16 protein-coding genes and 1 pseudogene are annotated in these 22,658 nt (G+C 68.3%); 7 read left to right on the top strand and 10 right to left on the bottom strand.

Annotated features, from left to right (window positions below):
- Positions 1–9 precede the first annotated feature (9 nt).
- The 9 genes from VN779_RS02125 to VN779_RS02085 form a co-directional block, all read right to left on the bottom strand.
- Positions 10–3,876 carry a putative adhesin gene (locus tag VN779_RS02125; RefSeq protein ID WP_325719565.1) on the bottom strand — a complete coding sequence of 1,289 codons (3,867 nt, stop codon included), beginning with the start codon at positions 3,874–3,876 and terminating at the stop codon, positions 10–12.
- Positions 3,873–4,604 carry a hypothetical protein gene (locus VN779_RS02120; protein WP_325719563.1) on the bottom strand — a complete coding sequence of 244 codons (732 nt, stop codon included), beginning with the start codon at positions 4,602–4,604 and terminating at the stop codon, positions 3,873–3,875. Before VN779_RS02120 ends, VN779_RS02125 begins: the two co-directional genes overlap by 4 nt.
- Positions 4,605–4,757: 153 nt before the next feature.
- Positions 4,758–6,473 (bottom strand): RyR domain-containing protein, encoded by a 1,716-nt coding sequence (locus tag VN779_RS02115; RefSeq protein ID WP_325719562.1) that lies wholly within the window; start codon positions 6,471–6,473, stop codon positions 4,758–4,760.
- A 229-nt stretch (positions 6,474–6,702) separates the two neighbouring features.
- Positions 6,703–7,572, bottom strand: a complete 870-nt coding sequence (locus VN779_RS02110) for an FAD:protein FMN transferase (protein WP_325719559.1) — start codon at positions 7,570–7,572, stop codon at positions 6,703–6,705.
- Positions 7,560–8,216, bottom strand: a complete 657-nt coding sequence (locus VN779_RS02105) for a hypothetical protein (protein WP_325719557.1) — start codon at positions 8,214–8,216, stop codon at positions 7,560–7,562. The genes VN779_RS02110 and VN779_RS02105 overlap by 13 nt, the downstream gene beginning before the upstream one ends.
- A gap of 183 nt (positions 8,217–8,399) precedes the next feature.
- Positions 8,400–9,758, bottom strand: a complete 1,359-nt coding sequence (locus VN779_RS02100; protein WP_325719556.1) for a HAMP domain-containing sensor histidine kinase — start codon at positions 9,756–9,758, stop codon at positions 8,400–8,402.
- Between the two features lie 6 nt (positions 9,759–9,764).
- A complete protein-coding gene (locus tag VN779_RS02095) occupies positions 9,765–10,463 on the bottom strand; it encodes a response regulator transcription factor (RefSeq protein ID WP_325719554.1) in 699 nt (232 codons plus the stop codon).
- A gap of 144 nt (positions 10,464–10,607) precedes the next feature.
- Positions 10,608–11,720: a glycoside hydrolase family 19 protein gene (locus VN779_RS02090; protein ID WP_325719552.1), complete on the bottom strand. Its 1,113-nt coding sequence runs from the start codon at positions 11,718–11,720 to the stop codon at positions 10,608–10,610.
- Between the two features lie 242 nt (positions 11,721–11,962).
- The gene (locus VN779_RS02085; protein WP_325719549.1) at positions 11,963–12,604 is read right to left on the bottom strand and encodes a TetR/AcrR family transcriptional regulator; all 642 of its coding nucleotides are present in this window, start codon (positions 12,602–12,604) and stop codon (positions 11,963–11,965) included.
- A gap of 115 nt (positions 12,605–12,719) precedes the next feature.
- On the opposite strand from VN779_RS02085, the gene VN779_RS02080 reads away from it, so the two are divergent.
- From VN779_RS02080 to VN779_RS02065, 4 genes are all read left to right on the top strand, one after another.
- Positions 12,720–13,871 carry an acyl-CoA dehydrogenase family protein gene (locus tag VN779_RS02080; protein ID WP_325719547.1) on the top strand — a complete coding sequence of 384 codons (1,152 nt, stop codon included), beginning with the start codon at positions 12,720–12,722 and terminating at the stop codon, positions 13,869–13,871.
- Between the two features lie 66 nt (positions 13,872–13,937).
- Positions 13,938–15,125, top strand: coding sequence for an acetyl-CoA C-acyltransferase (locus tag VN779_RS02075; RefSeq protein ID WP_325719546.1), 1,188 nt, complete (start codon positions 13,938–13,940; stop codon positions 15,123–15,125).
- A gap of 88 nt (positions 15,126–15,213) precedes the next feature.
- Positions 15,214–15,975, top strand: coding sequence for a glucose 1-dehydrogenase (locus VN779_RS02070; RefSeq protein WP_325719544.1), 762 nt, complete (start codon positions 15,214–15,216; stop codon positions 15,973–15,975).
- The gene (locus VN779_RS02065) at positions 15,972–16,424 is read left to right on the top strand and encodes a MaoC family dehydratase (RefSeq protein WP_325719542.1); all 453 of its coding nucleotides are present in this window, start codon (positions 15,972–15,974) and stop codon (positions 16,422–16,424) included. The genes VN779_RS02070 and VN779_RS02065 overlap by 4 nt, the downstream gene beginning before the upstream one ends.
- A 37-nt stretch (positions 16,425–16,461) precedes the next feature.
- Here VN779_RS02065 and VN779_RS02060 read toward each other — a convergent pair whose 3' ends face one another.
- Positions 16,462–18,927: a beta-glucosidase family protein gene (locus tag VN779_RS02060; protein WP_325719539.1), complete on the bottom strand. Its 2,466-nt coding sequence runs from the start codon at positions 18,925–18,927 to the stop codon at positions 16,462–16,464.
- Positions 18,928–19,394: 467 nt separating this feature from the next.
- On the opposite strand from VN779_RS02060, the gene VN779_RS02055 reads away from it, so the two are divergent.
- The 3 genes and pseudogenes from VN779_RS02055 to VN779_RS02045 form a co-directional block, all read left to right on the top strand.
- Positions 19,395–21,083: a hypothetical protein gene (locus tag VN779_RS02055; protein WP_325719537.1), complete on the top strand. Its 1,689-nt coding sequence runs from the start codon at positions 19,395–19,397 to the stop codon at positions 21,081–21,083.
- 153 nt (positions 21,084–21,236) lie between these two features.
- Entirely contained in the window at positions 21,237–22,310 is a 1,074-nt protein-coding gene (locus tag VN779_RS02050) for an ABC transporter permease (RefSeq protein WP_325719536.1), read from the top strand.
- A pseudogene (locus VN779_RS02045) lies at positions 22,307–22,658 on the top strand (carbohydrate ABC transporter permease); the annotation flags it as partial. The gene VN779_RS02050 and the pseudogene VN779_RS02045, both read left to right, overlap by 4 nt.

Here is a 22,658-nt window from a genome sequence, read left to right as displayed (position 1 = left end):
ACGTTCGGGTCATGGATAGGTCGCGTTGAGGAACTTGTTCACCACGGCTTGCGGTACGGCTTCCCGGCAGGCCGCCCAGTGCACCGAATCCATGTTGGGCTTGAGCAGGTCGGACAGGCGGGTCGGTCCGGTGACCGTGATCGGGCTGCCCTTGATGTTCAGCTTGGGCAGGCCGCCGCCTCCGGGCGGGAAGAGGTAGTAGTCCGGAACCTGGTCGCCTGCCTTGTAGGTGTGCAGGGGAGTCGGGCTTCCGGTCTCGATCCGGTTTCCGAGTGAGTCCGAGATCGTAGTTCCGTGGTTGCTGTACATGTGCAGCGTAGTGCCCTGCGGAACCGTGACCATGGACGTGTCTGTGGACGCGATCGCGCCGTGGCCGCTGAGCACCAGGTCGCTGTCTGGGCGCCCGGGCCCGCGCACCGTGGTGTTGCCGTTGGCGTCCGTGATGAACTTCGGCGCGCCGCGGCTGGGGCAGAGCCCGAGCGGGTCGGCCCACACCAGCGGGTTGTCGGTGTACAGGCGGTTGTTGGGCCCGGCGTCGAGCCCGAGCGGGTCGGGGCTGACGTAGCGGGCAGTGGCCGGATCGTAGTAACGGAAGTAGTTGTAACTCAGGCCTGTTTCAATGTCCTGATACTGGCCGGGAAAGCCGAGCGGGCAGTCCACGCCGTCGCCTGCCACCGCGATCGGCGTTCCCCAGAGGCTGGTGCTGCGGTGCCAAGCGATCCGGCCGTCCCCGGCCACCAGTTCGGAGGGCGCGCCGATCAGATCGGTGACGATGGCGTAGAACTCCGCGTCCACCTCGGCCTGGGAGGTCTGTGCGTCGAACCGGCGGCGCGTCTGCGCCGCCGCACGATGAGTTCCCGGGTCCCAGTCCCAGGTCAGCACCTCGGCCTGGCCGTCGCGCACGGTGCGCTGCTCGGCGAGCCGGGCACCGTCCCAGCTGAACTGCACCTCCTCGGTGACCGCCCCGTTCGCGGCGAGCCGTCGCTTGCTGGTACGCCTCCCTAGCGGGTCGTAGCCGTACTGCCAGACCGAGCCGTCGGGAGTCGTCGCTTGAACAAGGTGGTCGTCGGCGTCCCAGGTATACGTCCACTGCTTCGTCTGGCCCGAGAGGGTGCGGCGTGTGGAGCGGACGATGCGCCCCTGGGCGTCGTGCTCGTAGCTGGTTCGGCCGGAGCTGCGAATCAGAGCGCCTACATACTGGGCCTCGCCTTGACGGTCCTCATCGCCGGGCGCCGCGGAATGCGTGAGATTGCCCAGCGCGTTATAGGCGTAGTTCTCTGACCAAGTGGCGGCATGCACGGCGGTGACGCGGCCCGTCTGGTCGAGGTCGTAACGCCGAGTGCCGCGCAGGTGGTCGGTGACCTCGACGGGATAACCGTCAGGGCGGTAAGCGTAGGTGCGTTCCTGCTGCAACCGGGGCTCGGGTGCGGGTGCGATGCCCTGGTCGTACGCCCAGACGCTCTGTGCGCTCAGGCGTCCCGCGTCGTCGTAACGCTGGCTCAGCGCGGCCTGCGCTCCGAGATAGCGCGTTGTCTCGCGTCCGGCCGCGTCGTACTGGAACGACAACGCACCCGCCGAAGTGGTTAGGGCGACCGGTGATCCGGTCGTGTCGTAGCTCCAGTCGGAGACCGCTCCGGACGGGGTGATGCGGCGTACGCGCCTGCCCAGGCCGTCATATTCGGCCGCGAGGATCCGGCCGTCCCAGCTCTCGGTCAGCACGCGGCCGAGTCGGTCGCGGGTGTACTCGAGCGCGCCGTCCGAGCCGTCGGCGCGCGACAGCAGCCCCGCGGCGTCGTACGCGAACCGGTAGACGCGGTCGCCGGACCGGCGTTCAGTCACCAGGCCCAGGCGGTTGCGGACGAAGACGGTGGTCTCGCCCGCGCCGTTGACGCGCTCGACGACCTGGCCGGCGGCGTCGTACCGGTATGTCACGGTGCGGCCGTCGAAGTCAGTTTCGGAGAGGAGGTTGTCGGCTTCGTCGTAGGTGTAGCGCCAGACTTGGCCCTGCGGGTTGGTTACGGCGACGAGGCGTAGCTCGGTGTCGTAGGCGAAGGCGTAGCGGTTGCCGCTGGGGTCGGTTCGCGAGACCGGCTTGTCGAAGGGCCCGTACTCGAAGGTGGTCGTGCCGCCGTTGGCGTCGCAGTGTTCGAGGAGGTTGCCCTCGGCGTCGTAAGTCCACTCGGCGCGCTGCCCGTCGGGGGTGACTCGCCAGGCTGGCCGGCCCTCGCGGGTCCAACCCAGCCGGGTCTGCGCGCCGGTCGGGTCGGTGACGGAGGCGACGCGGCCGAAGGCGTCGTGCGTAATCCGGGTCTGCGCGCCGAGCGCGTTGGCGACGGAGAGGGTGAGTCCTGCCGGATTGCTCTGATACCGCGTCACGTTGCCTAGCGCGTCGGTCGTCGCGGTCAGGATGCCCGACTCGTCGTAGGTGTGGCGCGTCTCGGCACCGGCGGGGTCGCTCGTCGACTCCAGATTCCCGCGCTCGTCATACGAGTGCCGCCAGGTCGCCCCGTCAGGCCCCACGACTTGGACAGGGCGCGACAACGCCCCGTACGCGAGCTGTATCGATGTGCCATCCGGCCGTTCGACGCGGGCCGGGCAACCCTGCTGGTCGAACTCGCGGCGGGTGCTGGCGCCCAGCGCGTTGGTCAGGCCGATCACTCGGCCATACCGGTCGTACTCGGTCAGCGTGACGTTGCCGAGTGGGTCGACGGTCTTGGTGATGTGCCCGTTCGCGTCGTAGTGGTACCTCGTACTGTGCCCGAGGCTGTTGGTGACGGTGGTGACGCGGTTGTCTAGGTCGTAGGTGAGCGTCGAGGCCAGTCGTCCGCCCGGTCCGACGCCAGCGACGACGCGGCCGGCCTCGTCGTACGTATAGGTGTAGCCGTGGCCGTTCCGGTCGATCCACGTGGTGATGCGGTCCGAACCGTCGTATTCATAGGTGTATGGCAGGCCTGAGGAGTTGACGATCCCGGACAACCGCCCGAGCGCGTCATAGCGGTACTCCACCAGGTCCGTGCCGTCGGCCATACGCAGTTTCTCAATGCGGTAACCACCGCTGGTGTACGTAGTGTCCACTCCGACGCGGTAGCCGCCCGAGTGCCCGATCGCGACGGGCAGTCCATCGTGGTCGCGGGCGTAGGTGACCCGGTTGCCGTTTCGGTCTGTTAGGGCACTGATCGGACGGACATTCGAGTCCGCGTGGCCGGCAGCGAAGTGACGGGTCCAGCCGCTCTCAGGGTCTTCAATGCGATATGCGTCGCTGCCGCGGTCGTAAGACAACTGCCACCGTGCACCATCCGCGGGCAGCACCGGCATTCCCGGCTGTGCGGGCACCGGATAGTGCAGGATCTGCGCGTCGTCCCCGGCGTAGTGGATTCCGTCGTCATCGATCTCAAGCCGCTGATCCAGCGTGCTGGACCAGCCGGGACCAAGCAGGCGTCCGCCCCGGTAACCGGAGGCGTACGCGCGGCGCAGGATCAGTGGTAGCAGGCCCGCGAGATCGACGTCGACCGCGCTGGTGACCATCTGGCCGGACACCACGTCGACCGGGTCGGTCCCGCCGGTCTCGACGCTGCCGTTACCCTCGCTCGCCTGCCCGCCGCCCTTGGTCCCGCCCAGATCCCGTTCGCCCTCGCCCGGCCGCAACCCTGTCGCGGCGCGCTCAACGTCGTTGCCGGCGGTGCGCTCGCCGTCCTGCAGGATGCCCTCGATCGCCCGCTTGTTCTCCGCCTCGGCCTTGGCGGTGTTCTCCGCGGACTTGACCATCCCGTTCTTGGTGTCCTCGATGAACTCCTTGAGCTTGGGCCCCAGCCGGGTGCCGACGTGTTCGGCGACCTGCTTGACCCCGTCCTCGATCGCCTTGGCTATCCCGCTCATTCGAAGCTCATCCCCGACAAGTTGGAGTGCAGGATCTGTGCGTGCTGAGCCATCGCGTCCGCGTGCTGCTGCAGGCCTTGGGCGTGGGACTTGTACTCGTCTACCGCCATCTGGAAGCCGGACCCCACAGTCCCGCCGCCGGATCCCGACGACCCGAACGCAGACGACATGGCCGAATAGACCAGCCCGTCGATCGCCTTGTCGATGGTGCCGATGAACGGGTGGATCGCCGCCTCGATCACCTGGCCGATGATGTACTGGACGAGTTGCTGTTCGAGGAACTCCACACACTTCTTGGCCGCGAACTCGATCGCCGGCAACGCCGCCTCCGCCAGTCCGAACGTCGCGACCGCCGCGGCCTGGTCGGCGATGAAACTCGCCGCCAGCGCGACCAGTTCGGCGATCGCCGCGACCTTCATCCCGATGATGACTTCCGCGGCCGCGTCCATCGCCGTCGCGACCACCTGACAGGTGGTGACCAGTTCGCTCATGTGGTCCTGGGATTTCTGCCCCCAGGCGGCGATCATCGCCTCGTAGCCAGCGCCCTGATAATGCTGCCCCGCCTGCTGCAGGTGCGCGGTCGCGTCCTGGTGCGTGGACTGGATGTTCGCGGCGAACTGCTTGACGTGCTGCCCCGCCTCGCGAACTTTGTCCTCGTCGATGTTCGGCCACTGGACGCCGATGAACTGAAGTAGTTGCACCACTTCCGACGGCAATTCGATCGACATGTCCGGTGCCCTCCCGTGAGACCGACGGATGGACCCTATACGAGCCCGTATCTTGGCGCACCCCTTGCGGTGGACTGGGTACTGCAGTCGATAGGACCTACACGCGACTGCCGGACCGTTATTCGGAGTGGTTCACGGTGACCGGCGGCTGATTCAGGTGCCACGCAGCTGAGGGACGTGGCGATCCTCGGGCTCCGCGCGGACGTCGGGCTCCGCGCGGACGATGGCGAGGCCCGCGTCGGCGAGCATCGACGGCAGCCCGCGCACTACTTGGCGGTCCTTTTCGCGTTGCGGCTCGGGAAGATCGGCCCACGGGACGAGCGAGGGATGCCGTCGCCGCGCCTCGTCGCGGACCTGTCCGAGCGTCCAGCCGTGCCGCAGCCGCTCGGCCGTCCAGCGCTCATGTTCGAGCTGCGCGAGCCGATCCACTTCACCGTGCTGAAAGGCGAAGCTCGGGCCGCCGCCTTGGCGTAGGCACAGCACGCAACCGATCGCCGCGAGCTTCTGGCCGACATCCGCGGCCTGATCTCGGTTCGCCGCCCGGTACTCCTCGGCGAGCTGTTCCCAAGGCACCAGCGCGGGCGAGTCGGCCGGTGCGGCGCCTTGGGCGAACTGATCGGTGAGGTAGCGCTGATGACAGGTGCGGGCGAGCCATTCGGCCAGATCGTCCTCCATGCGCATCGGGTCGCAGCCTTCTTCGATGACGTCTACCAGGCGCAACCGGCCGCCGAGCGCGTCGAAGAGTGCTGAGCCGCCGCCGGGGTCCGCGCGGAATCCGGCCGCTATGCCGGTCATCCGGTCGATTCGGGCCACGATGCGCGTCGCGGCCGTCGGGAGGCGCGCAGCGGTGTCGAGGGCTGATTTGAGGGTCTCGGTCTCGTCTTGCTGGCAGAGGTAGAGCCTGCGCAGTGCGGCCGTGGATCCATTGCCGCCGCCGCGTTCCAGCACCGCCTCGAGCGAGGTGTGATGCGGCTCGATGTGGCACGCGCTGGCGAGGAACGCGAAGCGGGCCGGCAACGCGGCGGCGACTACGGCAGCGTCAGCGCCGATCAGCGCGATGTGCGCCGGCTCGCGACGAGCGCCGCCGCGGGTGACCCATTGGCGCGCGAACTCGACCAGGACCGCCCGGGCGAACGCCCCGGTTCCGACGATCGCGATCCGCGGCGTGCCGCCGGCGAAAGCCGCGTCGTCCGCCCTCACCACGGCCTGCGCGGCCAGTTCGTCCGGGTTGACGAAGTTGAGCCGGTGCGCGCCGGCCGCCGCCAGGCTCCAGCGCCTGGCGCGCAAGGCAGAGCACAGGTCCGCATCGGGTATGAGGACATGGATACGGTGCGGGCCGGTTGAGGTGCGCAATTGCTCGACCGCGGCTGCGATCGCCGCGTTCTCCTCGCTGCGTTCGAGGCAGGCATACACCCGGTCCGCCCGCGGAACCCCTGCGGCGAGGAGGGTCTGCGGCATACGCGGATCGCCGACGACGACGTCCCGCGCGGGCGCGTCGATGCTCGCTGTCGCGATGACCACGACGCGGATACCGTTCGCCCGCAATCGCGCGGTCAGCGTTTGTGCGGCGCGACTTGAGCCACATACGACGGCGTGACCGCGAGCCCGGCGGGCGCGCCGCCGTCTGACCCGCGTCGCGGAGAGGGCGATCACGAATTCGGCGATCGGGTATACGAGCACGCATGGTGCGCAGAAGCGCCCTACCTGCAGCTGCGGATTAAGCGGACCGCCCGAGGTCAGCGGCGTGGACTGTAAGAGCGCCAGCTCGACGTCATAGTAAATCAGGTTACTGACTGTTGCGTCGCCGGCGAGTTTCGGTCGCGCGTGCATGTACTGGTCGAGTCCGAGATAACCGAAGAGCAGCCCCACCACGCCCAAGGTCGCGAAAAAAATCCGAACGGCCGCCAGCATGCGCGCTGTCGGAGGCTCGTGCAGTGGTTGAGTCAACCGCGTCTCCCCTCGCGGTTCCGCTGCTTCTGTTCCTGCTCGTACCCGCGATGGTGCGGCGGCACCGCGAGCGCATTTCAGTCTGTACCCTGATCCGCGGCGGTTAGGCCGCGGGCAAGAAGTATCGCCGGCGAAACTTCTTACCCGCGGCCTAGCCGTCGGCCGAATTCCATGGGTCAGTCGCAGCGCGGCGAGCGGGCCAGCCGGAGAGTGTCAGAACACTGCCGTCTTGCCGGACGAGGCGGGCCGGCAGGCCGAGATCGGAGAGCCACCGGGCCGCGGACGCGCCGCGAATGAGCGCCGTGGTAGCCGCGATGCTCGCGTCGACACACGTGATTGCGGCGACGGTGATGGTGCGCCAAGCGGGGTGCTGTCGCGGCTCTGCGCAGCCGGAGGAAAGGGCGCCACTCGAGGTGGCGAGCCCACCTTCGGTCAAGGTGACGGTCTCGGCCGCTTCGGGGAGCCTGCCGGTCGCGTCGTCACCGTTGCCCTGGTGCTCGGTCAGGCTCACTCGCCAAGCACCGTCAGGGGCCTGACCCTGCGCGGCGAGGTAGTCGTCAAGCGCCACCAGCACGCCGCATTCGGCAGCCCGGCACGCCGCGTACGCCGCCCTGTCGGCCGTTAGCGCTCGCGCGGTCGCGTCGAGATCCAGGTGGGCGCCCGGCCCGATCCGCACCGTGCGCTGGCGCGGATCCCACTCGATCGATCGCCAGCCGAGACCGCGGGCCGGATCCAGCGCGCCGTCCGTGAGCCGCGCGGCGCGTATTGCGACGTCGATCGCCTCGCCGAAGTGAGCGCTCACTGGAACGAGCCGGCCGGCGCGCGCATTGACCCGGGACAGCTCCGAATCCGGCCGAGTGCGATCGCACGCATCATCCATCGCTTCGATCTCCGCGCGCGCAGCCGTCGTAGCGGCGTCGAGCCGGTCCGCGACGGCCGTGTGCACGACCACGGTCCCGCCGAACGCGCGGAAGGCGGCGCGCGCCGCACCGAGTGGGGGCGGCGCCATCACCGCTGCCATGCTCCGGCGAGATGCGCGGCCGCCATCGCCAGGGTCACTCCGCCGCCCAGACCCACCGCCGTGACCGCCCAGCGCAGGCCGCGGCCGCCGACGACGACCGTGGCACCGTACGCCCGCGAGCCGCGCAAGTCCGAGCCGATGAGGCTCGGCAGCCGCCAGACGTAGGCGAGCACGTGGATCGTCATCGCGCCCGCCCAAAGCACGAAGCTCGCCTTATGCAGAAACAGGATCGGGATGCCGTGAGACGAGGCGCTCTTTGCGAAACCGAGGGCGACGCCGGTGCCGAATACGCCGAGCGTGGTGAGGACGACGAGCGGTCCCAGCACTCGCAACAACGGCGCTGGCGGCCCCTTGCGCACGTAGTCGCGTTGACCGGTGTAGTAACGAACGAACCGGTAGAAGGTCGAGCCGATCTTCACGCAGACCGGGCCGATCAGCAGCAGGCCGATGAAGTAGTGCCAGTACAGCAAGCTGCGCAGGGAAAGGATCGTCACGCCCTCCGCCGCGAGCAGTACGAGCAGCACGGCTCCGGTGATCGCGGTCAGCCGCTCGTTTCCCTCCGGGCCGGCCTGCGACTCGGCAGGCGTGGTCCTGCGATGGGATCCCGCGCCACTGGAGTGGGTGGCATCGCTCGCTGCGGCCATATTCGACACAGAATTCGACACAGAGCTGTCATGCGCCACGGTCCCGTGCGTCCCTTCTGCTGATCTCCCTCCCAGGATCGAGATCGGGCTTCATGTATCCGGTTCAGAAGTCGCTCAGAACCGGTAAAGATCACCACCGTTGATGGGAGGGGAAGGGAAGTGCGTTGAGGTGCGGCCGCAGGGTCAGGGTTCTGATGGAAGGTCGAGTTCCACGGTCAAGCCGCCGCCGGGCGTGTCCAGCAGCCGTACTGCGCCGCCGTCCGCGGTGACGAGGCGATGCACGATCGCGAGGCCGAGACCGTTGCCGCGTGCCTCCAAGTTGGCGAAACGATGGAACGCGGCCCGTTTCGCCCGCTCTCCCATGCCTGGACCGTGGTCGATCACGCTGAGCAGCACTCGGTCGCCGTCACGGGTCACCCGGACTTGTACCAATCCCTCGTCCGGCACCGCCTCCAGGGCGTTGGCCAGTACGTTGTCGAGCATCTGCTCAAGATCTCCGGGCCCGAGACGCGCCTTCGCGGCCTGGCCGTACATCTCGCCGGCCCCTGTCAGCTCCAGTTCTATCCGCCGTTCGCGAGCCACCGGCTCCCATGCGGATACGCGCTCAGCAGCCACCGCGCCGACGTCCACCGGCTCCCGGCGCGGCACCCTCCCTTCGGCTCTGGCGACCGCGAGGAGCCCATCCACCAGGCGAGAGAGCCGCGCGATCTCTTCGAGCGCCCCGCCGAGCTCGGCGGCGGTCTGCGCCTCGGACTCTGCGGCGAGCACGTCCAAGCGCAGGCGCAGCGCCGCTAGCGGTGTGCGCAACTGATGTGAGACGTCTGCGACCCACGCCTGGTGGCCGTGCACGAGCGTCTGGGTGCGCTCGGCCATCCGATTGAACGTCGCGGCGAGCGCTCGCACCTCGGCCGGCCCGTCCCCCGGCTCGGCGCGCACCTCCAGATCGCCATCGCCGAGCCGGGCCGCCGCGCTGCCAAGCCCGCTCAGCGGCCGAGAAACCCAGCGAGCCAACCGGATCGCGAGCACCACGCCGAGCACCAGCGCGCCGAGACCTGTAAGCGTGAGCCAAAGCCAAAGGACGGTCAGGTGAGCGTCCAGCGGTCCGGATGAGCGCGCTAACACGACCGTGCCCGAATATTTGTCGTCGTCTGATATAGGCACCGCGGCTTGGAACCACTCGCCGTCGCTCGCGGTCTTTTCGTCGCCACGTGCCTTGTGCGCAGCGGCCACCAACGCGCGCGCCGACGTGTCAGTGGCCTGCGAGCAGCCGGCTGAGGAAAGCAGTACGTCAGCGGGTCCGTATACCGCGGCGCAGTCGCCGTGCGCCGCCGCCTCGGCCAGCGCTTCCTTCATCGCGGCGGCCGGATGGTGATCCGCCAGGTATTCCTCGGCGGCGGAGGAGACCAGACGCGCGGCCGAGATGGCGTCGAAGCGAAACGACTCGTGCTGGTTGTCGTTGATCGCAAGGCCGACCGGGACCACGGCCAGCACCAGCAGCGCGGCGATGAGTGCGACGAAAGTCAGCGCGATACGTCGGGACACGGCTGGTCAGTTCGCCTCTGCCTCGACCTCGCCGAGCCGGAAGCCGCGGCCGTACACAGTCTCGACGAGTCCGGGCACCCCAAGCTTGCGCCGTAACGCCGCCACGTGCACGTCCAGCACCTTGGTCGGCCCGTACCAATTGGCGTCCCAGACCCGCTCCAGCAACTCCTGCCGGGTCACGACCCGGCCCGGATCGGCGGCCAGACACTCGAGAATGTCGAATTCCTTCGGCGTCAGCGCGATCTCGCCGCCGCCGACGGTCACTCGCCGCGTGCGCGGGTCCACAGTCATCGGGCCATGGATGTACACCGCCGGACCGCTCGGCCGGATGCGGCGCAGCACGGCCCGGATGCGTGCCAGCAACTCGGCCAGCCCGAACGGTTTGACCAGGTAGTCGTCCGCGCCCTCGTCGAGTGCGACGACCCGGTCGCCTTCCTCCCCGCGCGCGGTCACCACGATGATCGCCGCCTCGCCGCGCTGGCGCAGGCTGCGACAGACCTCGATCCCGTCCATGTCCGGCAAGCCGAGATCGAGCAGCACGACGTCCGCCTGCGCGGCGGCCAGCGCTTGAGCGCCGGTCGCGACGACCTGGACGTCATATCCAGCGCCAGCGAGCCCGCGGGCCATCGACCGCGCGATCCCCGGGTCGTCCTCGACCACCAGGGCCCGCACGCGCGCGCCGCCGCCCTTTCCTCCTGCCGTCACGGGATCACCCTATGTCGCGCGGCGAGGAGAATCGCAGTCCGAGCGGCGCCGGATAGAAGAACCGTGCGATCGCGTGCGCCGCAATTGGGCTCCGGCGCACGCGATCGCCGTTCTGGTTAGCTCTTTGGGCTCAGTCCTCAGCGGCTAGCAGGTCAGGTTCGACCCGGCCGGCACGCCGAGGATCTGAACGAATGCCTGGTAATCGTTGACCCGGTCCTGCATCTCGGCGGTGTTGCCGCCGTTGCACTCGATGCTGCCGTTGATCGCGCGGATCGTCTGGCCGAATCCCGCGCCGGTGACCATCGCGTTGTGCGCGGTCATCGAGCCGGGGCCGGTTTGCGTGTTCCAGTACCAGAGCCCTGTCTTCCACGAGGTGGACGCGTCGGTCTCCACCAGGCTGGGGTTGTCCAGCAGGTCGATGCCGAGAGCGTCCCCGGCGGCCTTGTAGTTGAAGTTCCAGCTCAGCTGGATCGGGCCGCGGCCGTAGTAGGCATACGTACCGGCCGGGCAGCCGTACGGCTCGCTGGCGCAGTAGTTGCCGGACTTGTCGATCTCGGTGATGTAGACCAGGCCGCCGGTCTCGTGGTCCACGTTGGCCAGGAACGCCGCGGCCTCCTGCTTCTGCACCGTCGTGCCGCCGGTGGTGGCGAACGCCGGGTACGCGCTCAGCGCCGCGACCAGACCGCTGTAGGTGTAGAAGGAATTGCGGTTCGGGAACATCTGATCGAACTGGGCCTCGCTGACTACGAACCCTGACGAACCGCCGCCGCCGGTCCCGCCACCGCCGCTCGATCCGGAGCAGGCGTACGGGCTCCAGAACCAGGTGCTGATGGTCGGGTCATAGCCTGGGTTGTCGTGTGTGGCCTGGTAGTACTGGCCGTTCGGCGGGTAGAGGACGATCGCGCCGGTCGTGTAGTTGGTGCCGGCGGTCCACGTCGTGTAGGTACAACTTCCGCCGCCGGTGCCACCTCCGCCGCCGCCGGTCCCGCCTCCGCTGCTGCCACTGCACGGACCTTGGTCGGACCAAACGCCTGCGGCGCCGCCGGGGGTGTCGCCCTGGGTCCACCACTTGGCGGTCCAGTTGTCGCCGTTATAAGAGGCCTGCATCCCGCCGGTGTACACCGCGCCGCTGCTCCAGGCGGCCGCGCACGGGGTGGCGGCGGAGGCCGCGCTGCTGGTGAGGACCGGGACGCCGACGGCGACCGTCGCGGTGGCGGCTGCGGCGCTCAGCCAGATCACAAATCGCTTTCTGGACACGTGCTCTCTCCTTTGTGCAGCGTGCGCTGCACTGGTGCACGGCCCACCAACCGGGCGCCGTACGGCTCGGTCGGCCGATGTACTGGTGTCGCAGGGACTAAACCGTGCCCAACTGGACCTGTCAAGGTCTAGACCAGTAAGCACTGGTCAGCGAGCTGGTGGTCTAGACCTGGTAAGGCAGCAGTTCGAAGGCAGCGTCCTGGTTTGGCTCAGCGACCGCGAATCCGCCCTCAGACGCCCTCTCAGGCCGGGCGTACGGCCGGCAGACCGGCGAAGCGCAGTTCCAGCCCGGCGATGAGCGCGTCGAGCCCGGTCTCGAACGCGGCCTCGTCGATCTCCCGGCGGCGGGCTTGTAGCCGGTGCGCGTCGGACAGGTGCGGGTAATCCGCACCGTACAGTTCCGGATCGTCGACGAACCCCGCCGCGAACGAACCGGTCGCCGCGCCGACCACGAAGAAGCGCATCAGGGCGCCGATACGGGTCGCCTCGCGCGGCGGCCAGCCCGCGTCGACCAGCGCGCCGTACACCGCGTCGGCGAGTCTGAGCGCATGCGGCCGGCGTCCGGGACCGTGCGCGACCACCGGGACCAGGTTCGGGTGTTCGGCGAGGGTGCGCCGGTACGAGGTCGCCCAAGCCCGAAGTGCATCCGGCCACGGGCGCGCGCCCAGTGCGGAGATGTCCACCTGCGCGGTCACCGCGTCGGCCACGGCTTCGAGCAGGTCGTCCTTCGTCGCGAAATGGTTGTACAGGGACGGCCCGCTCACCCCGAGCTGAGTCGCCAGCCGCCGGGTGGACAGCGCGGCCAGGCCCTCGGCGTCGACCAAGGCGATCGCCGCGGCCACGATCCGCTCGCGGCTGAGCAGCGGCGATCTCGGCCTGGCCATAGTGACGCACCTCGCTCTTCCGGGACGGGCGTGCGGTGGGTTACAGTCAACCAAAACTAGCACTGCAAGTTTTCGCGCCGGAAGTCCGGCGAGGGAAGGCAAGGCGGTCCGGTCCATGGATCTCTCGCTCGACGAGGAGCACGCGGCGCTGCGGCGGATGGCCGCGGATTTCACCGACCGCGAGATCGTCCCGCACGCCGCCGCATGGGATCGGGCCGAGTCGGTCGACCGCGGCATCATCAAGCGGCTCGGCGCGCTCGGGTTGCTCGGGCTGACCATCCCGGAGGAGCACGGCGGCTCCGGCGGCGACCACTTCGCCTACGTGCTGGCGCTTGAGGAATTGGGTCGCGGCGACTCGGCGGTGCGCGGCATCGTCTCGGTCTCGCTCGGGCTGGTGGCCAAGTCGATCAACGCGTACGGCACCGAGGAGCAGAAGCGCACCTGGCTGCCGCGGCTGTGCTCGGGCGACGCGCTCGCCTGCTTCGCGCTCACGGAACCGGATACGGGCTCTGATGCGGCCAACCTGACCATGCGCGCGGTACGCGACGGCTCGGACTGGCTGCTGACCGGTTCGAAGATGTTCATCACCAATGGGACGTGGGCCGACGTCGCGCTCGCGTTCGCCCGGTCCGGTGAGCCCGGTCACCGGGGCATCACCGCGTTCCTGGTCCCGCTGGAGTCGGCGGGCGTCGAGCGCCGGGAGATCCACGGCAAGCTCGGACTGCGCGGCCAAGCCACGGCGCAGCTGACCTTCGACGGCGTGCGAGTGCCGGACACCGCACGGCTTGGCGCGGAGGGCAAGGGCTTCACGGTCGCCATGTCCGCGCTGGCCAAGGGCCGTATGTCGGTGGCGGCCGGCTGCGTCGGCATCGCGGAGGCGGCGCTGCGGCACGCGGTGCGGCACGCGACCGAGCGGGTGCAGTTCGGAAAGCCGATCGCGCACCGGCAGTTGGTGCAGGAGTTGATCGCCGCCATCGCAGTGGACGTGGACGCGGCGCGGCTGCTGGTCTGGCGGGTCGCGGATCTCATCGACCGCGGTCAGGAGTTCGCCCGCGAGTCCTCGATGGCCAAGCTGTTCGCGAGCGAGGCCGCGGTGCGGGCCGCGAACAACGCGCTCCAGGTCTTCGGCGGCTACGGCTACATCGACGAATACCCGGTCGGCAAGCTCGTGCGCGACGCCCGCGTGATGACCCTTTACGAGGGCACCAGCGAGTTGCAGAAGCTGCTGATCGCGCGGGCGCATACCGGCGTCAACGCGATCGCGTGACGGGGTAAATCAGGACAGCGTGGCGGCAGAACCGGAACGGCAACGACGAGGAGCTGAGTAAGGCTTATGCGAACCGTGTACGTGGCGGCGGCCCGGCGCACGCCGATCGGCAGGCTGCGCGGCGCGCTCGCGTCGGTGCGTCCTGACGACCTGGCCGCCACCGTCATCAAGGATCTGATCTCCGGGCTGCCCGGCCTCGATCCGGCGCGTATCGACGACGTCTACTGGGGCGCGGCGAACCAGGCGGGCGAGGACAACCGGAACGTCGCACGGATGGCCGTGCTGCTGGCCGGATTGCCGGAGTCGGTGCCTGGCGCGACGATCAACCGGCTGTGCGCCTCGGGCCTTGAGGCGTTCACCGTGGCGGCCCGCACGATTGCCGCAGGTGAAGCAGACATCGTACTCGCGGGTGGCTCGGAGTCGATGACCCGCGCCCCGTTCGTGCTGCCCCGGCCGGATGACGCGCTACCGCACAAGATGGAGCTGGCGGACACCCGCCTCGGCTGGCGACTCGTCAACCCTCTGATGAGCGAGCTGCATGGCCTGCTGGCGATGGGCGAGACAGCCGAGGAAGTCGCGGCCCGGCACGGCATCGGTCGCGAGCGGCAGGACGAGTTCGCGCTGCGCAGCCACCAGAAAGCAGCCGCAGCCCGCGACGCCGGGCGTTTCAAGGACGAACTGGTCGAGGTGCACACGCCGCAGGGCGCCGTGGTCGACACCGACGAGGGCATCAGGTCGGACACCAGCCTGGAGAAGCTCGGCGCGCTGAAACCGGTGTTCCGCAAGGGCGGCAGCGTCACGGCCGGCAACTCCTCCCCGCTCAACGACGGCGCGGCCGGGCTCGTCCTGGTCTCCGAGCAAGGCCTGGCCCAACTCGGCGTCGAGCCGCTGGCCCGATACGTCGCGGGCGCGTCGGCGGGCGTGCACCCCGACGTCATGGGCGTCGGACCGATCCCGGCCACGCAGAAGGTGCTCGCGCGCAGCGGCTGGAGCATCGCAGACCTCGACACCGCCGAACTCAACGAGGCATTCGCGGCGCAGGCACTCGCGGTCATGGACGGGATCGGCATCGAGCCGCAGATCGTCAACCCGGACGGCGGCGCGATCGCGCTCGGCCATCCGCTCGGCTGCTCCGGTGCGCGGATCGTGACCACGCTGGTCCACCGGATGCGGCGGGATAGCCACCGGCGCGGCCTGGCGACGATATGCGTCGGCGTCGGGCAGGGAACAGCGGTGCTACTTGAGGCGCCCTAGACCGCGGTGTCTTAAGACTGCGGTGCCGTAAGACTTCTGCTGAATGTCGACGGGTCGGAATACACCAGAGCGGATGAGGAGCACGAAGATGAGTCGCTTCGAGGGCAAGGTCGCGATCGTGACCGGTGCGGCGCAAGGCATCGGCGCGGCGATCGCGCGACGGCTGGCTAACGAGGGCGCGCGGGTCGCGGTCGTGGACCTGACCGCCGATCGGGCGCAGGGCACCGTCGACCAAATCGTCAAGGACGGCGGCGAGGCGTTCGCGGTCGGCGCCGACGTGTCGAAGACCGCTGACGTGCAGGCCGCGGTCGCCGCGGTGGTCGAGGAGTTCGGGCGTATTGACATCCTGGTCAACAACGCCGGGATCACCCGCGACAACCTGCTGTTCAAGATGACCGACGAGGACTGGGACTCGGTCATCGCGGTCAACCTGCGCAGCGCCTTCCTCATGTCGCGCGAGTGCCAGAAGCACTTCGTCGCGCAGAAGTACGGCAAGATCGTCTCGCTTTCCTCCCGCTCCGCGCTGGGCAACCGCGGCCAGGCGAACTACTCCGCGTCCAAGGCCGGAATCATGGGCCTGACTTCCACGCTGGCGATCGAACTCGGACCGTTCGGCGTCAACGTGAACGCGGTCGCGCCCGGCTACATCGCCACCGACATGACCGACGCCACCGCGCGCCGGGTCGGCTTCGAGCCGGAGAAGTTCCGCGAGGCCTCCGCGCAGATGACGCCGGTGCGCCGGGTCGGCACGCCGGAGGACATCGCCGCGACGGTCGCCTTCCTTGCCGCCGACGAAGCCTCGTTCATCTCCGGCCAGACCATCCAGGTCAACGGCGGGGCCGACCGATGAAGGTGTTCGCAAGCCCCGCCGAGCTGGCCGAGTCGGTCGGCGCGGAAATCGGCGCGAGCGACTGGCTGGTCATCGGGCAGGATCGGATCGACCAGTTCGCCGAGGCGACCGGCGACCACCAATGGATACACGTCGACGAGGTGCGAGCCAAGGACGGGCCCTTCGGCTCGACGATCGCACACGGCTTCCTGACTCTCTCGCTGCTGCCCGCGCTGCTCGCCGAGGTCTACCGGGTCGAGGGCGTACGGATGGGCATCAACTACGGCCTGAACCGGGTTCGCTTCATCAACCCGGTCCGGGTTGGCTCCTCCGTGCGCGCTGTCATGACCGTCGCCGAGGTGGATCAGCAGGCTGACTATGTGCAGGTGACGGCCAAAGCGGTCGTGGAGATTCAGGGCGTGGAGAAGCCGGCCGCGGTCGCCGAGACCGTCTCCCGGTTCTATCTGTAGTCGCTACTGATGCCGTGCGGCGAGGCGGTTGGGCAGCTCAGCGATAGAGCTGCACCGCCTTGCCGCAAGGCACGGTGACAGTCGCCGGAAGATCGACGGACGAGCGGCCGACGGAGAATTCGTAGTCGCCCGGCTCGCCGACGAAGCAGCCGTCCTGCTCGGACCAGTGCGCCAGGCTGATGCCCGGCACCTCGAAGGCCAGCGTCCGGGATTCGCCCGGCGCCAGCCGGATTCGCTCAAAGCCTTGGAGCTTGCGCAGCGGTGTGGGCACGGCGGCGTCGAGCGCGTGTGAGTACAGCTGCGCCACCTCGTCGCCGGTGACGTCGCCCGCGTTCGTCACCGTCACTTCGACGGTCACCGTGAACGAGCCCTGATCCGCACTCGCGACGGAGTCGAGCGCGATGGTCGCGATCGGGTCGCTGTACTCGAACGTCGTGTACGACAGGCCGTATCCGAACGGGAACAAATGCTTGCGCTGCGAGTACTGATACGTCCACTGTGCGCCGATGACGTCATAATCACCCGGCGCGGGAAGCTCTGCCTCGGCCGAGTACCAGGTCTGCGGCAGTCGGCCAGCCGGGCTGTAGCCGCCGGTCAGCACCTCGGCCAGCGCGTTGCCCAGCTCCTGGCCGCCATGCGAGGTCCACAGGATCGCGGGCACGTGCTCAGCCGCCCAATCGATCGCGTAGGGGTAGCTGGAAACGACGACTACGACAGTGTTCGCATTCGCCTCGGCTACCGCACGCAGCAACGACTCCTGAGCTGCGGGCAGCGCCAGACCGTCGCGGTCAACCGTCTCGCGGCCGTTAATGTGCGGATCGTTCCCGACGACCACGATCGCGCGCTCGGCCGCCGAAGCCGCCGCGACCGCCTCGTGCGTGCCAGAGGTAAGCAATTCGAGGCTGAACCGCGTCGCATTCTGCGGCGCTTCGACGTCAGCGACGAGCGATCCCGCCTCGTCCACGCGTACGAACTTCCGGCTGTGGTCGGCATTGGCGCGCAGTACGAAATGATCGGATGCTGAGTCCGCGCCGGCCGGGTGCAGTTCCCAGAGCTCCTTGACGAACCAGCCGTCCGGGGTCTGCGCGGAAGCTTCGACTTGCCGGTCTTCCTCCCCGGTCAGTGTCAAGTACTTGCCACTGTGCACGGACTGGAACGTGTGCACCGCCACCGGGCATTGCACGCTCGTTCCCCAGTCCTGGTGCACGAACGGGCCGAACTCGCGCTCGCCCGCGCGCAGCTTGACCACGTCCGCGCCGTCCACAGCGGTCACCGCATCCGCGCCGAGGCGAGTGCGCAGGCCGTCCGCGATGCTGATCGAGTAGGGCAGCGTACCGCTGTACCAGTCGGTCAATACGCGCGTGCCGAGATGCCCGATCACCGCGACCGAACCGGCGCGCGCGTCAAGCGGCAGCGCGCGATTCTGGTTCTTCAGCAACACGATCGAAGCCTTCGCGGCCTCCAGGGCCAGCGCCGAGTGCGGCTCGGAGACGACCACGTCGGCTCGGATGCCGGCGTACGGGTCGAGTTCGGGATCGAATTCACCGGTCCGCGCGCGCATCGCCAGCACCCGGCCGACCGCCGCGTCGATGTCCGCCTCGGTGACCAGCCCCTGCTGCAGTGCCGCGGTGAACCGTTCGATCGTGGGCTGGGCGTTCGCGTCGTTGTCGGTATAGCTGTCCAGCCCGGCCTTGAGCGCCGCGGCATGCGACTCGACATGTGTGGGGAAGAACTTCTCGATCTCCACCAGGTTCGACGGCGCCTGCGCGTCGGAGCAGATCACCAGCTCCGGGTTCCAGGCCCGCAATGCCTCGTTGAGCAGCGGATGTACGTGATTCGGGATCCCGTTGGTCAGGTTGTAACCGGGCATCACTCCGGCCACCACGCCCGCCTCGATCGGGCCGCGGAAGGCCGGCAGCTCGTACTCGTGCAGCACGCGCGCCGGTACCTGCACGTCGATCGCGGCCCGGTCGGTCTCCACGTTGTACGCAAGGAAGTGCTTGAGGACCGGGGCGGTGCGCCAGATCGTCGGATGGTCACCACGCAGCCCGCTGCAGTATGCCGTCGCCAGTTGCGCGGTCGCGTAAGGGTCCTCGCTGTACCCCTCTTCGTTGCGGCCCCAGCGCGGGTCGCGCAGCAGATTGACCACCGGCGACCAGACGTTGAGCGAGACCATCATGTGCTTTTCGTACATGTCGCTGCCCTCGACCGCGCGCGGGTCCTGACGGAAGGCGCGCACCTCGGTCGACACCGCCTGGCCGATCCGCCGCAGCAGCCCCCGGTCCCAGGTCGCGCCGAGCCCCACCGCCTGCGGGTACACGGTGGCCCGCCCGATCCACGCGACGCCGTGCAGTGCCTCACAGCCGGTGTGGAACCGGTCAAGGCCGAGCCGCTCGACCGCGGGCTGATGCTGGTGCAGGAAGGCGATCTTCTCCGCGAGGGTCAGCTCGGCCAGCAGCCCGGCAACCTTCGCGGCCGGATCGGCGACAGTCGCAACAGGCACGGAAGGAACTGGCGTAGCACTCACGAAAACAACCTTCCACATGGTTCCACGATCGAAGCGCTTCGAAAGTCCCATCTCGTCAGCGGCGGTGTCAACCCCGGCACGACCCCGCCCGTCCTGACAATCCGCTGGTCCAGACAACTTCGCGCAGATCACAAGTGGTATCGATAACCGTGGTTCACAGCGGCCGCGATCCCACCTGCGCTCCGCTCGAGTCGACCTCCCGATATCGAAACGTGACCAAACACCCTTGCGTGGGCGGTTGGGCTGACCTAACCTCAACGCAATATTGAAGCGCTTCGACAGTCTCGCCACAGGGCGGTGCTCCCCCTCGGTGCGGTGACGGGAGCCGCGAAGTCCCGCACCAGCACAACTTGATATCCACCCGCCGAAACCGGGCGCGGATCTGCTCCTTAAGATCGGATCCCCCGGACGAGGCGGAGCCACTTTCGTCAATGGAGAGTTCAATGCCGAGCTCGAACGCCTTCACCCGCCGCGGATTCGTCACCGCCACCGCGGGCGCCGCAGGCGCGTTAGCCCTCTCGCCGTTGCTCACCGCCTGTGGCAATGGCGCTTCCACCGCGAAGGGCAGTACCAACACCAAGACTGGCCTCTCCGCGGCGCTGCCTACTTACAAGGCCAACTCCGCGGTCAGCCCGGACATCCCCGTCGTTCAGGGCTCCGGCGGAGCGGTCTCCGACGCCGGATACCTGACCTACCCGTCCAACCCGGTTGCGACGGTTAGCGGCACTCCCGGCTCCGGCGGTACCTACAACGCCATCACGCCGCTGTGGGGCTCGATCCCGGCTGCTAACAACCCGTACTACGCCGCGGTGAACAAGGCGCTCGGCGCGACGATCAACATGCACCCGGCCAACGGCAACACGTACAACACCTCGGTCACCGCGCTGATCGCCGGGAAGAAGCTGCCGGACTGGATCCAGATGCCGACCTGGTGGAACTCGGCCTTCACCGTGGGAGAGCTGACCGCGACCCAGTTGGCCGATCTGACCCCATACCTGGCCGGGGACAAGATCCTGCAGTACCCGAACCTGGCCGCCATCCCCACCGCGGCCTGGACCGGCGGCGTCTGGAACAACAAGCTCTACGGCATCCCGTCCTTCGCCACCGGCGCGGGCTTCGCAGGCACGTTCTTCTACCGCAAGGACCTCCTGGTCGACAAGCTGGGCCTGAGCGCGGACGTGAAGTCGATCGCCGACTTCGAGGCGCTGATGAAGGAGTGCAAGCAGGCCAACGGCGGCATCGGCGCCTCCGACGACCTGTGGCCGTACACCTACCAGGTCTTCGGCGTGCCCGAGAAGTTCGAGGTGCAGAACGGCAAGCTGGTGCACCTGTACGACACGCCGCAGTACCTCGAAGCGCTCAACTGGAACTACAAGGTCGCCAAGGCCGGCTACATCCACCCCGACGCGCTCGCGGGCGACACCAGCAACGCCGGCAACCGCTTCTACGCCGGCAAGTGCATCCTCGCCGCGGGCGGTACCGGTGCCTGGAACCTGTCCGACGCGCAGTCCGGACTGGCGGCCAACCCGAAGTACAACCGGCAGGCTTTCAAGGTCTTCTCCGCGGACGGCACCACGACGCCGACCATCTTCACCACCGCCGGCGCGAGCATCATGAGCTACCTGAACAAGAACCTGACTCCGGCGCAGATCAAGGAGTGCTTGGCGCTGGCGAACTACATGGCGGCGCCGTTCGGCTCCAAGGAGTACACGCTGATCAACTTCGGCGTCGAGGGCGTGGACTACACCATGACCCCCGCCGGCCCGACGTACACGGACAAGGGCAAGACCGAGGCTAACCAGGACACCTACCAGTTCCTCGCCGCCCCGCCGGCCAGCGTCTCGAACCCGGGCATGGACCAGCTGACCAAGGATGTCTGCGCCTGGCAAGCGGATGCGGTCAAGCACGCGTACAAGCCGGTCTTCGCCAACTCGAACATCCAGGTGCCGGCGCGGCTGGCTGCCGCCGACACCGCCCAGGCCGTCGAAGACACGGTCAAGGAGGTCTACCACGGCCTCAAGCCGGTCTCCGCCTTCCAGGACGCCGTCACCACCTGGAAGAAGAACGGCGGTACCGAAGTGATCAACTGGTACCAGACCAACGTGTACGACAAGTACGGCTCGATGCAGTAAGCGTGCCGTCTTTACCTGCGCGGCATTCAGCTATGTAGCAAACCCTTTGTAAGCTCCGGTTCCGTGCCGTGTACGGCGCACTCGGCACGGAACCGGCTCCAGCGGGAACGCCGGACGGGCATCAGCGGACGGCACAAGTAGAGGAGTCAGCCGGTGGCGGCGATCACGACAGGCGGGGCCGGACCGGAGCGGGCGAACGCGCTCGCCTCCGGCTCCGGCCACACCGGCGGGCTGACGGCCGACCCGTCCGCGCCGCCCGGCGTCGACCTCAGTCCCGGCGCAGCGCAGGAAAGCGGGTTCCGGCCAGCCCCACGCCGCCGGATGACCTGGCGCGTCCGGTTGCGCCGGGACAAGACGCTGCTGCTGATGACGCTGCCGGCGATCGTCCTGGTCATCATCTTCAACTACCTGCCGATGTTCGGCGTGATCACCTCGTTCGAGTTCTACGATCCGCTGGTCGGCGTGCTGCATAGCCAGTTCATCGGCCTGGACAACTTCCGTCAGCTGTTCGGCGACCCGCTGTTCTGGAAGGCCGTCGTCAACACCCTGGAGATCAGCGCCGTACAGCTGATCCTCTACTTCCCCATCCCGATTGTGCTCGCGCTGCTGCTGAACACGGTCGTCAGCAACAAGGTCCGGGCTTTCGTCTCCGCCGTGGTCTACCTGCCGCACTTCTTCTCCTGGGTGCTGGTGGTCTCGATCTTCCTGCAGATGCTCGGCGGCGCGGGCCTGCTCAACACCTTCCTGATCCACCACCACATCACGCCGTGGAACGTGATGACCGATCCGAGCACCTTCAAGCTGCTGGTGACCTCGCAGGCGGTGTGGAAGGAAGCCGGCTGGGGCCTGATCGTGTTCCTGGCCGCGTTGGCCGCGATCGACCCGACGCTGTACGAGGCGGCCGCGGCGGACGGCGCCGGCCGCTGGCGGCGGATGTGGCATATCACCCTGCCCGGGATGAAGGGCGTCATCATCCTGATGCTGGTGCTGCGTCTCGGCAACGCGCTCACCGTCGGCTTCGAGCAGATGCTGATCCAACGCGACGCGGTCGGCCACGAGTCCGCCGACGTGCTGGACACCTTCGCCTTCTACTACGGCATCGGCACCAACAACTACGGTTACGGCGCCGCGGCCGGCCTGTTCAAGAGCGTGATCTCGCTGGTGCTCATCTATGGAGCGAACCGGCTCGCGCACGCCTTCGGTGAGGATGGGTTGTACCGCAAATGACCGAGTTGGGTTTCGAAGGCGCACTCGCCCCCAGGGGATTGGCCACTGCGCCACCGCGCAGGCGGGCCAAGGGCCGTCCGGTGTGGGAGGAGCCGCCCACAAAGGCCGGGCAGTTCGGCAAGGGCACCGTGATCGCCGTCGTGCTGGCGGTGGTTATCGTCCCGCTGTACTGCGTCGTACTCACGAGTCTGTCGACGCAGGGTGCGATCAACAGGGCCGGCGGCCTGGTGCTGGTACCGCATGGGCTGACCTTCGACGCGTACCGGCAAGTGTTCGAGAACAGCACAGTGACCCGAGCGCTGGAAGTCACCTTCGGCATCACCATCGTGGGTACCGCGATCTCGATGG

The organism is Actinocrinis sp. (genome assembly GCF_035605935.1).
Taxonomy (GTDB): Bacteria; Actinomycetota; Actinomycetes; order Streptomycetales; family Catenulisporaceae; genus Actinocrinis.
This window is presented reverse-complemented; position numbering and strand designations above follow the sequence as displayed.